The following is a 12,356-nucleotide window of genomic DNA, read 5'->3' on the forward strand; positions in this document are numbered from 1 at the left end:
CAACACCAAAGGGCAATGAAGAACACTCGCTCGGTACTAGGAGGGGGTACCGCGCCTCACTTCATCGAGATGTACAGTAATGGAAAACCTCCAACCGGTGAAATCAAATGTCCTAATAGTCACTATCGATAGACTTCTTCGTCCAACACCACTCTTCTTGTTTAACTACAATTTATCATAGAACTACGCCATCAGCAGACGCTGAACAAAGCTCATTTATCCCCCTCTCCGCTTGATCGTCATGGAAGGTGATTCTCCGAATCGCTGCTTGTAATCAGAGGAAAATCGACCGAGATGGGTAAAACCCCATTTCAATGCGGTGGACGACACTTGAACGTGAGCATGCTGCGTGGTCTCGAGCTCTACACGAACGCGCCGCAGGCGAATCTCCTTCAAGAATTGCATCGGTGACAGTCCGCGGAAGCGTTGAAAACTCAGCTGAACTGTTCGAGCAGTCACGCCAGCGTGCCTTGCAATCTGCGAGATCGTGATGGGCTCTTGAGCATGCTCTTCCATGAACTCCTCAATCATCCGTATAACTGCGGGGACTACTTTCTTTTCGGCCGAATCCCGCAGCGCCTGGCTGTGATTACTTTCATGGAACTCGAGCAAAGAAGAGGCCAGCACCTCACCAATTAGGTTTTGTAGATGCGATGAATGTAATGACTTGGACGACAGCTGGCTGTAAGCCCACGCCAGTGTCTGCAGCCAATTCTGGCCAGCGAAGGTATCCATTGGCAACTGAGGCTGAAAGAAAATGTCCTGCTTGATACTCCTCCCCAACTGACGTTGAAGCATCGATTCCAGCAGCGTTCGATCAATACGGACGAGCAGCTTGTCAGTCCCAGGGAAATGATTGAAGAAGGAGTGCCGGTGGTAGTTGAAAACGGTGGTATGCCCCGGGTTGCAACTGAGGCGTAACTGATCACTGATCACGTGCTCATGTCCAGTGAGTACCGACTGGACCAGCACGAAATTATCCAGCTTCCCCGGATGGATAGCGACCTCTCCCCCAAAGGACATTCTGGCAACCCCAGCCTCGCCAGCCGACCGATAAAAAAATTGAGCTTTGAACTCGGTTCCCTTTTTTTCAAGCCGGTTCTTGCAAAACATCCGCTCACCGCACAGCACTGCCTCCTCAAGATTGGACGACTCGCAGACGCTGAAATCCGCGAGAATCTTATCAGATGGTACAAATGGGGCGACGTTGGGCCAGGCCATGGAGAGCCCCTCAAAGGCAATGAGCTATAAGAGCAACCTAGCAACAAAAGGGAACTGAGAACAACGGCATGGCGACGATCTGTATCGTCGCCATGCTCCGCCATTAGCCGTGCACGATGTGATAGTTCAGGAAGCCGCTGCCATCGGCTTTGATGTCTTCAAGGGCTTCGTTGAGCTGATCCAGTGTGTAGGTTCGAGGTGCCCACTGATTGGTGTCGAGCAATCCCGCTCTGATCAACGCCATCAGCTCCTGGGCTTCTGCGGTGGTGAACCACAGGGAGCCGATGTAATGAAGCTGTGTACACATGAACGGGTGAGGATCGATAGGAATAGGTCCGCTGACTCCGCCGATCTGTACGATCTTCCCTCCCGACGTAACGGCGTTCATGGCCGAAACAGAAAGCTCCGCCGGAGCCTTCGCGCCGAGCGTATCAACGACTGCATCAACTCCGCACGGAGCCATTTCACGAATGCTGGAACGCAAATCGGTACTTGTAATCTGCAGGGTGCGAATGCGCTTTGGGGCCAGTTGGCGGAGCCGTTCGAGTGCAGTCCCATCTCGTGCTGCCACGATGATATCCGTCACGCCCATCGCTACTGCGGCCAGTGTCGCACCGATACCCAAGGTTCCAGAAGCCCCCAGTACCAGCAAGCTCTGACCTGGCGTGAGTTCGAGCTTTTTCAACGCAGAGTAAGCAGTACCTAGGTATCCAAGGCGTGTGGCTAGCTCGAATGACAAGTCGTCAGGCAAAGTGATCAGGTTACGCGCAGGTGCTCGGAGAAATTGGGCGTACCCGGCATGGCGATACTCGCGGAATACCTCTTTCGAAGACGGGCTGAATCCGAAATAGCCCATGAAGGTATAGCTAGCGCACCGCGTCGGAAGTCCGGCCAGGCAATGTCTGCATGTACCGCAACTCAATCCAGGATTGACGTAGACCCGGTCGCCTTCCTTGAAATCTTTCACAGAGCGACCAACCGATACCACGGTGCCAGCGGCGTCCAAACCGAACACAGCAGGCAGCTCAGGCAGCGGTAGAAACGGGTACCACTCCGGGAAGTTTGTGACGACGTTGCGCAGGTTGGGAATAACAGCACAGGCGGCAGTTTTGATCAGGACGTCATGCTCTCCAACATCAGGAAGAGGAATTTCGTCCACGGTAAATTTGCCACCAACTTCGTGGAGGCGAGCGGCCAACATCGTACCTGGCATGAAGCAAACCCTCTTTTTTTCGTTGTCAGGGCTGTGGGGCTCTTGGGAGCCGTTAAGGTGTGACCGGCGCATCGGCGGCCACAGCTCTAATTATCCGCTCGACTTCAAACGTGGCTATCCAGGCCCAGTAGCCACTATCCAGATAACGAAATTAAATGGCGTCGCTCGGTGCGGGTTGAGGTGATGCAGCCAGATTTTGGGCCAACTGACGCAGCCAACGATTAGCCGGGTCTGCATCATCCCTCGGATGCCAAGCCATCACGAGTTGGAAAGGCTCGCTTTTAAACGGCAACTCAAACGTCTCGATGGTTTCGTGCTGGGTCTGAATAAGCATGCGAGGCATCGTACAGACCAAGTCCGTCGACATCAGGACCCCTGGGACCATCCCAGCGGTCGGCACGGTAAGATGGATCCTTCGGCTCATGCCAGCGGAGCGCAAATACTCATCCATGTAACCCCTGAAACTCTCCCGTTCTGGCGATACGACAAGATGATTGAGTTCACAGTATCCATCCAGGGTAAGAGGCTCGCGTCCACGAGGGTGATCTTTGCGCTGCGCCATGACGAACTCATCGTTCCCCAGTACTGTGAGTTTTACCCCCTGCGGAACGCCGCGGCTTGAGTCGATCAGCAGATCGAAAAAACCCTCCTCCATTTGCCGTCCTATGAGTCCAGGATCAACGGCATTGAGAGACACCTGAATCTGCGTGCCTGCGTGCTTGGTGAGTGAGGCGATCAACGGCTCGCAGATGGTGCTCAAGGCTGTATCACAGGCGGCTATCCGGAAGACCCTCTTGTCATTCCAAGGATCAAAACCCAACTCACTTTGAATGACTGAGCCGAGAGTCTTCAATGCCGAGCGAAGAGGTCCCCGCAACGCCAAGGCCCGGGCAGTAGGGGTCATGCTCCGGCCTTTTTGTATAGGGACCAACAGCGGATCGCCCATGAGCTCGCGCAAGCGTGACAGCTGTGCAGACATTGCTGGCTGGCTGATGTGAAGGCGTGTAGCTGCCTTGGTCACGTTCAGTTCAGCCAGTAACGTGTCCAGCGAAACCAAGAGGTTGAGGTCGATACGCGATAGGTCCATGACCAATCCATCCTAATGATAGGTCGCATAACGATAAACAATTTCATGGATAGCTTCGCAAGATTTTAATGTTGTGGCAGACCTACACTATTGGGATCGACCATGACAAAGCAGAAAGTACTGATAACGGCGGGAGCATCTGGTATCGGGTATGCGATCGCGCTCGCTTTCAACAGCCGCGGCGCCGACGTCACGGTAGTCGACATCGACACTGAGGGCTTAAGCCGCCTTAAATTAGAGCATCCTTCTATCCGCACCGCAGTGTGCGATGTAGCTGATCGCAGCAGCCTCGAACTCGGCATTTCAGAAATTATCGAAGCCATGGGCGGTTTAGATGTGCTCGTCAACAACGCCGGGGTATCCGGCCCCACCGCTCCCGTTGAGCAACTTGATCCCAATGAGTGGGACAAGGTCATGCAGATAAATTTGAATGGGACCTTCAATGTTACGCGCTTGGCCGTCCCTGCGCTCAAGCGTTCATCCCACCCCTCAATCATTAACATGTCTTCTGTTGCGGGACGACTGGGCTATCCCGATCGCTCCCCCTACTCCACCAGTAAATGGGGACTGATTGGTTTCACCAAGAGCCTTTCACGTGAGCTCGGCGCGTATGGGATTCGTGTCAACGCCATTTTGCCCGGGGCTGTCGAAGGTGAACGCTTCGACAACGTGCTCAAAGGTAGGGCCAATCTCAGCGGTAACTCGTTGGAGGAAGAGCGTAACAAGGCGCTTTCGGTTCAATCCCTCAAACGCTTAGTGGACCCGAAGGACATTGCAGAACTAGCAGTCTTTCTGGCGTCGGACGCAGGCAAGTCCATCTCTGGACAGCTTTTGCCAATCGACAACGACATGCAGCAGACGATGTGAGGTACGACCATGGGCATGCGTGAAAAACTGATTGGAACCTGGGTGCTCGAGTCCTACACAGAATACCCAGTGGACGGATCTGCCCCTGTATACCCCTTTGGCGAATATCCTGAAGGCTTCATAATCTACACAGCAGATGGCTATATGTCGGCTCAGCTGAGCATGCCAAATCGGGCACCGTTTTCCTCAGGTGACTGGTTTGCGGCCACTGATGCGGAGTACCGCGCTCAAGGCCTCTCGTACATCTCCTATGGTGGCCCCTTCAATGTGAACGAAGACTCGGGCGAGCTCACCCACACCATCGCAGTGTCAATGTTCCCGAATTGGATAGGCCAGGTGCAGCCCCGAACGGTGAAGCTTGTTGGAGATATTTTGCAGCTGGGTAACTTCAGTCAATATCGGTCCAACGGACGAGTCGTAGACGCTCGGATTCGCTGGCGTAGGGTGAAGCCGCCAACTCCCCTATTAACCCCGGTGAAACGGGGATGACTCCCCCAACATCAGACGCTCGCCGTTGTGGGCGTAAGCCTTACTGGTAGACGCCCATCTCAACCCTTTGCAAATACGCCTCGACAATCTGGAAGCCAACCGCGTTTTCCACCATATCCAACGGCACGTAGCCTTCAAGATGCCGGCATGGCCACCCAAGCCAGGCTTCTGCCTGTAGCTGAGAGCCGAAAACCGCTGTGGCATGCTCAAGTACACGGGCATAGTGAAAAGCGATCGCACTTTGCTGAGCATTCAACCGCGCATTATCACTCTCCCGCGCCTTGCGCTGAAGCGTGCGAACTGACCGTCCCATCACCCGCTTCAAAATGCCTGCATCGCAGTAGAGAGCTGATGAGGAAATCATGGCTTTCACATCCGTCAATGTGAAGCCGGCACGCACCATGAGATATACCCGCAGTGAGCTGGGCGGCACCGGCTGATCCCCGATCAAATACGCCGTCGGCTTGCAGCCCTGGCGCTCCGCCGAACCTAGCTGCGCACCTGCAGTAAATAAACGCGTCTGTTTCACGGCCCTGGGCTCCCAGTGAAATGCTCCCCAAATGCTGCAATGTCCACTCTGTCACACTCCGCATGCTTCGTGGTTTGCGCTGTGGTTTACGACCCTCGGTGGACACCTTCCAGTGCCTCAGCGCCGCAACGTGCCAAAGGGGGCCTCCGCATCGACATAGCGCATCGCCGATTGCACGTCGCGCCACCCAACATAATCCATCAAGGCTTTGGAGCTCCACTGGTTGGCACTGGCCCAGGTGGCGAAGCCCCTTCTCAGCGAATGTCCGCTATAGCCTTCTCCTTCCAATCCACTACGTTGCAAAATCCGCCGGAGTATCCGAGGGATGCTGTAGCTGTGTAAGCCCTCACCTATTCGCCCCCAACGGTCCACATTGCGCAGCAACGGGCCGTCGAGCAAACCGCTACAACCCAGCCAGTCCTCGTAAGCCTGCACTGGGCAGAGATGAGTGAGTGCAGGGACGCTGAGTTGCCGGCCCAGGTTGGCGCGATCAGTCTTGCTGCTGGGCAGAAACAGCGTCAGTCCCTTGGCCGCATCGAGCCGGATAAACTCGATGCGCAGTCGGCAGAGCTCGTCGCTGCGCAACGCGCGCCAGAACCCCAGTAACAGCAGCAGCCGATCACGGCAGGCACGCAACCGCACCACGGGCTGATCGCCCTGTTCTTCTCGCGTCAGCGCCTCAACGCAGGCTTCCAATTCCTGCAGTTGCAGCGGCTCGGCCTGTACGGCAGGCCGCGTGTGCAACGCTTGAATCCCTCGAAGCACGTCGCGCACGGTAGAGGCTTTGGTCGGATCGACAAAACCATGCTGCAAGTGCCACTGGGCCAGTGCCGCCAAGTGGGTCCGCAGCGTGCCGGGGGAAAAACGATCAGCGTGCTCAGCGAGGTAGCGCCCGACACTGGCTTGGCTGGCCGGCAGTAGGCCACCCCACTCCGCTTCGAAATGTTCGATGACTCGCGCATAACGGCGGGCCGTGCTCTCACGCCGGGCCGCCTGTCGATAGTGTTCGGGATCGCTCATGACTCTAGCTCCGTACCGCAAAAACCTCACCAAGCGCCTGTATTCTTGGCTGAAGTTTGAGAATGCAGGCTTCTCAAACCTCAGAATCGTGTTCGTCCAGCGACTATATAAGGAGCTGTACACCTGTAATTTCGTACTGCTCAAACGGTACGAAATAATCGGCTGTAACCGCGTCGGTAGTGCGGTACGCCCAGTACGGCCCGGCGCCCTCTTGTCATGACCTCCGGAGATTCGGACGCCGACGCACCGTTCACCTATCTATGAGTCTAGCCAAGCACCAGTGCGCATCAGACAACGTGCCCAAAGGCCAGCACCCCGTACGGCCGATTGACCTACGTGGGCACCACTGACCTCTACGCTGATAGAAACAATCTGATTTGGGGCACGATGATGAAGATTCTAGGGCGCGTGGAAACAGAGGCCGTCACCGATGTTCGCTGTGACCTGTGTGAACAATCGACACGGCTGGCCAGCGGAAACCTGCAATATGGGACGCTCGCAGCGCATTGGGGGTATGGCTCAGCTCACGATGGTGAACGCTATGAAGTGCATCTGTGCGAAGGCTGCTTCTTTACCACCCTCGCCCACCTCCGTCAGGGTCGTCGGACGGCAGGTCGGTTCGCGGCGGACTCCGGATCGGTCGAAGGTGAGCTGGGCCTGATCATTCGCAACGATTTCTTCCAAGACGGCGGCTGACACCTAGGGTGGCTCACGCCATGATGCATTTTTAGGCGTATGGTCGAGCACTCAGGCCGCCCCCAAGAGGGCCAAGGCCACGCCTCAGGAGAACTTGGGTATGAATGCAGTGCAAGACGCCGTCAGGGCTCTGCGCAAGGCGCGCCATATCGCAGTATTTACGGGTGCAGGGATCTCGGCCGAGAGCGGTATCCCAACCTTCCGCGATCCATTGACCGGGTTCTGGGCGCAACATAACTCCGAGCGCCTGGAAGCGGCGAAGGCGTTCCGCTAAAACCCGCCACTGGTGGGGCTGGTACCTGTGGCGTCGTCAACAGATGATGCAGGCCAAACCGAATGCTGCGCATCGGGCGATCCCGCGGCTCGCCACGGGCGAACGCCAAGTCACGGTCATCACCCAGAACATCGATGATCTGCATGAGCGTGCTCGCAGCCAAGACGTCGTTCACCTGCATGGGAGCCTGATGACGCCGAAATGTTTTGCCTGTCATCGTCCTGCTGAGCGGCCGTCAGACCTGCAGCCAATATTGGCAAAAGGCGAATTGGTCGAACCCCCTCGCTGTGCACGCTGTAACGGCCGCTTGCGGCCCGGCGTGGCGTGGTTTGGAGAAGACCTGCCCATGGCGGCGTGGAGGCAGTTGTGACGTCATGCTGTCCATTGGCACTTCCGGCGTCGTCATGCCCGCCGCGGGCCTGCCCGACCTTGCATTGGGTGCCGGGGCCACGATCATTCATATCAATCCAGTCGATGTGGGCCTGGACCAGCCAAAAGAGCTGATAGTGATGGGATCGGCTGGGCAACTGCTACCCCATTTGATCGACGTTATGCTCGCTGGGTGATCGCCGGAGAAGGTGGCAGCGTGGTGCACCAGAAGGGCGCGGGTTGCTAGCTTCGCGGCCTGAGTCGCGTTAACCCAAGCAGGACATTTCGTCGGTCTGGGGCCCGCGCCCACGGCAGGCGAGCATAATGAATCACTTAACGGCCTTGTCGGAGTCTGCAATGGCTCGCTCTGGGGTGAATAAAGCAATAGTACGCGGGGCACGGGATGCCCTGCTCGCTCGTGAACAGCGCCCAAGCATTGAGGCAATCCGAGCGGAACTCGGTCATACGGGCTCGAAGACGACCATTCAGCGTTTTCTCAAAGAGCTGATCAACGAAGAGCCCCATCCCTCCAAGGTATCGCTGAGCGAGGAGCTTATGACGCTCATCGGGAGCCTTGCGCAGCGCTTGGCAAACGAGGCGCAACAGGCCGTCGTCGCTGACCGGGCGAGGCTCGAACGTCAACAGGCGGCCTACCAGCACCAACGTGAGGTGGAACAGGCTCGCCAAGACGAGTTGCAGAAGAGTAAGGATTACGTCCTGGCCGAGCTCCTGGCTCTCCGGGAGGAACATCGCCAGTTGAACGATCAGATGCAGCACAGCGAGGGTGAACGGCAGCGACTGCTGGCGATTGAAAGTCACCACCTGCAACTGCTGGAGGAACGGGCCTCACAACTGCGGTCGCTGGAAGAGCAGCGGGCTCATGCCCGGGACGGCTTGCTGCATTTTCGCGAGCAGGCCAGGCAGCAACGCCAGGACGAAGCTTCCCGCTATGAATCAACGGTGGCACTGCTTCGGCAGGAACTCCGGTCACTGCAGGAGCAACTGCTGGTCAAACAGGATGAACTCGGCCTCGTCTATCGGGACCTTGAACGACTCAGTGCCGAGCACACCCTCTCTGAAAGGGCGCTGCGCAATCGCACCCAAGAACTGAATGATCGGGTCAACGAGTATCAGGAGCTACAGGTCAAACTCCACACTACCCAAGCCGAAGCGGCGACTTTCCAGCTGCAGCTTTCGGTGATGCGCGAGAAAGCTCGTCACTGCGTGCTGGATCGACGGCAGGACTTGCGCAACTTGCGTACTATGAGCCGCCAATTGGCGCAGCTGGAGACGCTTATTACGGGACGCAAGGGCTGTGATGCAGACTTCGATGGGCTATGAATCAGGACGTCAACTCCCCGATCACGGCATGCGCGCATTCATGCCCCCCCCTTGAAGTTGAAGCGTTCGCGGTTCGAGTTGGGATACCCAGCACATTAAGCCGCCCGATATAACAGCCCCTCGTGTGGAAAACCGCAGTTAAAGCCGTTCAAGGCCACCGGATGGTCTAGCCAGCATTGACGTTTTCTGCGCCAGGCCTGGTAGCAGGCATTTGACATCGCGTCTGGTAATCGCTCTTTACCGTCACCGCAATCATACAGCCTATCTAATTCGGCATACCTCTGTGTGGGCGAGAGATTCCACCACAACAATGCCAACTGCTGATCCTGCGCCGACAGCCACCCAGCCAGACTGCTGAGTGTAAGGAGTCGTAAATTTTCCTGCTGCAATCGGGATAAGGCTGTCCAAGAGGTACTGCGTACCAAATCGAAATCGACTTCCATGCCGCAGAATAACGGCTGCAGTGGGCCGATAAATGCGTCCGCGATAAACACAAAAGGCGACTGCAAACTGACCCAACTTAAAGCTTGAACAAAATTCTTCGCCTCCCACTGGCGATAAATCTCAAAATGGCGGTGGCGAGTTCTGAGCAACACCAGATGAATGCAGAAGCATGACCAGTCCACCCGGTCGAATACGCACTTAGTCAATTTGCCCGAGGCACCATCCAATGGGCGATCATCTACGCGAATGGTATCGGCCAACTGATCCCAATACCCCGCTACAGGCGACTCGGACATCACTCTCCACAGCGGATTGGAAAATAGCGGCTCGAGTACCGCGAAGCGGCTGAAAAAATCCTCTCGGACCCCGCTGGCAATGGTCGTTCCGCCAAATGCACGACGCCACTGCTTGGCCCAATCCCGCTCCATATTCGGGTGCAATCGGCGATAAGGCACTGCCATTGCAGAAGGAGTGTGCGCATAACCGCTCACTTCCGCCGCAGCATGGCAAAACGCGCGAGCTCGAAGCTGCCGGATGGTTCGATCGAGTAGAGGCATTTGCATGGATCCACCTCCTGTCTGAATCGGCATTATCAACATGCGCGGTTTTTAATCTTTGATGTCGCTGTTGCAAGGCACGGTCTAAAGCCTTGCGCGGTAAATGCGTTGATTATTTTAGACAGTTACTTTGAACGTGGTCAACGCAAAAGGAGAGGCACATACTTAACGCTAGGAGATGTAGTTTTTTTACTAACAAGCTTTGGAAATAACTGACTTCCTTTATATATACAACTGTACTAACGAGAGCCGTCATGAACACGTACTCAGGCTTTGGCAAACTGGATACCTATCCGACTTCTTTAGTGATTGAATTCGATGTCATTCAACTGGATATTCTAGTCCGGGATATTTCTGTTCCCTCCTACAGCCCATACGCGTACCAGCGGCCATATCTGACCGTGATGGCGGTCCGCCTTACGAATCAGATTTTCTGTTACACGACCACGTTAAAGTGTCCATCGGTTTCAGATCCGCTGAACGCTTTGATTATTTCACATCAAGGCCGCGCGTTATTACAGCAGCCTGGCTTGGTCATCTGCGCTGACCCAGCTCTGTTCTGTTGTAAACTGTTGAACGGAGTTTTTTGGCGGGCGGTGTTTTACCCGGCGCACCCGGATATCGAAACGCGATCGCCCCTAGAATCGACTGTTACCGGTCTGGCTCGGGGGCTGAAGGACATACTGCCAGTGAGGGCTCTTCCAGGGGGCGTCAGTATCTCTCATGCGAGAAGCGTCGGGCAACTGAGAGCAACGCTCGGCTATTTGATCAAAGCATCAAACATCGCTCGCAATGCCAGAGTTGATATGGCCTGGGTAGCCCAGTTCATGCATGTCCTGGGTAAGCAGCCATGACCACATTCATTACAACAGGGTTGGTTGAGCAGCTCAGCGAAGTGGCCACGGCTGTCGAGACAGTACCTCGGCGCCATGGGCGGAGGGGCAGTCGAGTGACCAAACTCGCATCGCGGAAAAACCGTTCGGTCGTGGTGTGCGCCACGCCCCTTGAGGCCGCGTTCTGGCTGAAACGCCAGCGCGGCGCCGACGTCAACCGCTATGTAGCTCAACCGTTCACATTGAAGTTCACTGGCATTAACTATTACTTGGTTAGTTTCTCAGACGGTTCGCAGCGCTTGGTTGAAGTCAAGCCTGCAATAGCTCTATCCACGCGCGCGGGTGTTCAGGCGATCCAAAAACCTCAGAAGTCAAATCCAGGGATTTACGCAGACAATCAGCGAGAGATTTAAAACTTCCAATTAGAACAGCGGTACGACATATCACGTAGCCCGACCGAGCCATGTTCTGGAGTGCTGAAGGCTCTGAAACGCAATATTAACCAATTTACGCGACTTGTTGATTTGGAGTCAAAAATGCTCTCATCAAATCATGAAACCATTCAGAACCGGCTCGCTCATATTGCCACTTTCAGCGCCACCCGCTTGCCACACCACGGCAGGCATGGCAGCCGCGTGACTATTTTTCCTTCGAGGAAAAACAATCGACCTCTGATGTGTGAGTCGTTACTTGAAGCGGCATTCTGCTTAGAGCTGGAACGTAGGCGGGACGTCCTCTATTACCTAATTCATCCTTACACGATAACTATTGCGGCAATCAAGGTCAGCTACACGCCCGATTTCGAGATCACATTTGTGAGCGGCGAACAGCAGCTGGCTGAAGTCAAGAATGATCAGAGTATGGAGTGCCAGCGCGTCAGGATCCGTTTGTCAAAAATTGTCGAATTACTGGGAGAACAGAACTGCCTGCTGGAATGTCTGCCACTACACCATTTCTTTCACACCACACGGACTGGTAACCTCGAATACCTGTATTACCACGCATACAACGACGATGGTCGAACAGATGCCGCTATCCAGAAGTATCTCCATCAGCAGCCGCGCTCAGTACCGTTGCGGCAGCTAATGGTTAATACATTTCCGTTTACGGCTATCGCCCACGCATTATTTTATAATGCGATTCATTGCAACTTACGAAAACCCATCACCGGCGAAACAATGGTGTGGATCCAGTAATCCAATCTTAAGCCTGGGCATTGTTCAATGTGAACACGTGGTCAGCCAAGCCCCATTGGGCTCACCATGACGCCTTTCATCAACCATTCGTAGGTACAGCAACATGCAATGCTCTTTATCGATCGAGGCACAAAGCAAACAAGCATTTAATTTATTATCACACAAAGAATTATTAGCCTACGACCTGCCGTTGCCTCTATCACAGAGCAATTACGACGAT

At 55.2% G+C, this 12,356-nt stretch carries 13 protein-coding genes and 1 pseudogene; 8 read left to right on the forward strand and 6 right to left on the reverse strand.

From position 1 onward, the window contains the following. Positions 1-216: 216 nt before the first annotated feature. From GKKCFE_RS19300 to GKKCFE_RS19310, 3 genes are all read right to left on the reverse strand, one after another. Positions 217-1,221, reverse strand: coding sequence for an AraC family transcriptional regulator (locus tag GKKCFE_RS19300; RefSeq protein ID WP_445576974.1), 1,005 nt, complete (start codon positions 1,219-1,221; stop codon positions 217-219). Positions 1,222-1,324: 103 nt separating this feature from the next. Beyond that, entirely contained in the window at positions 1,325-2,434 is a 1,110-nt protein-coding gene (locus GKKCFE_RS19305) for an alcohol dehydrogenase catalytic domain-containing protein (protein ID WP_445576975.1), read from the reverse strand. A 151-nt stretch (positions 2,435-2,585) separates the two neighbouring features. Further along, the gene (locus GKKCFE_RS19310; RefSeq protein WP_445576976.1) at positions 2,586-3,521 is read right to left on the reverse strand and encodes a LysR family transcriptional regulator; all 936 of its coding nucleotides are present in this window, start codon (positions 3,519-3,521) and stop codon (positions 2,586-2,588) included. Between the two features lie 102 nt (positions 3,522-3,623). Between GKKCFE_RS19310 and GKKCFE_RS19315 the strand changes: the two genes are divergently transcribed. Then, on the forward strand, positions 3,624-4,388 hold the full coding sequence (locus GKKCFE_RS19315; RefSeq protein ID WP_445576977.1) for an SDR family oxidoreductase: 765 nt from the start codon (positions 3,624-3,626) through the stop codon (positions 4,386-4,388). A 9-nt stretch (positions 4,389-4,397) separates the two neighbouring features. Continuing rightward, a complete protein-coding gene (locus GKKCFE_RS19320) occupies positions 4,398-4,877 on the forward strand; it encodes a lipocalin-like domain-containing protein (protein ID WP_445576978.1) in 480 nt (159 codons plus the stop codon). A 40-nt stretch (positions 4,878-4,917) separates the two neighbouring features. Here GKKCFE_RS19320 and GKKCFE_RS19325 read toward each other — a convergent pair whose 3' ends face one another. Next, positions 4,918-5,406, reverse strand: a complete 489-nt coding sequence (locus GKKCFE_RS19325; protein ID WP_445576979.1) for an antitoxin Xre/MbcA/ParS toxin-binding domain-containing protein — start codon at positions 5,404-5,406, stop codon at positions 4,918-4,920. Positions 5,407-5,523: 117 nt separating this feature from the next. Then, positions 5,524-6,426, reverse strand: a complete 903-nt coding sequence (locus GKKCFE_RS19330) for a site-specific integrase (protein ID WP_423519627.1) — start codon at positions 6,424-6,426, stop codon at positions 5,524-5,526. Positions 6,427-6,762: 336 nt separating this feature from the next. On the opposite strand from GKKCFE_RS19330, the gene GKKCFE_RS19335 reads away from it, so the two are divergent. The 3 genes and pseudogenes from GKKCFE_RS19335 to GKKCFE_RS19345 all read left to right on the forward strand — a co-directional run bounded on the left by GKKCFE_RS19335 (position 6,763) and on the right by GKKCFE_RS19345 (position 9,106). Next, positions 6,763-7,122: a hypothetical protein gene (locus GKKCFE_RS19335; RefSeq protein WP_445576980.1), complete on the forward strand. Its 360-nt coding sequence runs from the start codon at positions 6,763-6,765 to the stop codon at positions 7,120-7,122. Positions 7,123-7,222: 100 nt separating this feature from the next. Next, positions 7,223-7,962, forward strand: a pseudogene (locus GKKCFE_RS19340) (SIR2 family NAD-dependent protein deacylase). Positions 7,963-8,089: 127 nt separating this feature from the next. Continuing rightward, positions 8,090-9,106 carry a DNA-binding protein gene (locus tag GKKCFE_RS19345; protein ID WP_445576981.1) on the forward strand — a complete coding sequence of 339 codons (1,017 nt, stop codon included), beginning with the start codon at positions 8,090-8,092 and terminating at the stop codon, positions 9,104-9,106. 95 nt (positions 9,107-9,201) lie between these two features. Here the strand turns inward: GKKCFE_RS19345 and GKKCFE_RS19350 are convergent, their stop codons facing one another. Next, positions 9,202-10,113 (reverse strand): hypothetical protein, encoded by a 912-nt coding sequence (locus GKKCFE_RS19350; protein ID WP_445576982.1) that lies wholly within the window; start codon positions 10,111-10,113, stop codon positions 9,202-9,204. Positions 10,114-10,361: 248 nt separating this feature from the next. Here GKKCFE_RS19350 and GKKCFE_RS19355 point away from each other — a divergent pair, with 248 nt between their 5' ends. From GKKCFE_RS19355 to GKKCFE_RS19365, 3 genes are all read left to right on the forward strand, one after another. Beyond that, positions 10,362-10,961 (forward strand): hypothetical protein, encoded by a 600-nt coding sequence (locus GKKCFE_RS19355; RefSeq protein ID WP_445576983.1) that lies wholly within the window; start codon positions 10,362-10,364, stop codon positions 10,959-10,961. Further along, on the forward strand, positions 10,958-11,353 hold the full coding sequence (locus GKKCFE_RS19360; RefSeq protein ID WP_445576984.1) for a hypothetical protein: 396 nt from the start codon (positions 10,958-10,960) through the stop codon (positions 11,351-11,353). Before GKKCFE_RS19355 ends, GKKCFE_RS19360 begins: the two co-directional genes overlap by 4 nt. Before the next feature lie 123 nt (positions 11,354-11,476). Then, positions 11,477-12,136 carry a hypothetical protein gene (locus GKKCFE_RS19365; RefSeq protein WP_445576985.1) on the forward strand — a complete coding sequence of 220 codons (660 nt, stop codon included), beginning with the start codon at positions 11,477-11,479 and terminating at the stop codon, positions 12,134-12,136. Positions 12,137-12,356 lie beyond the last annotated feature (220 nt).

It is taken from the genome of Pseudomonas sp. E141 (assembly GCF_052659885.1).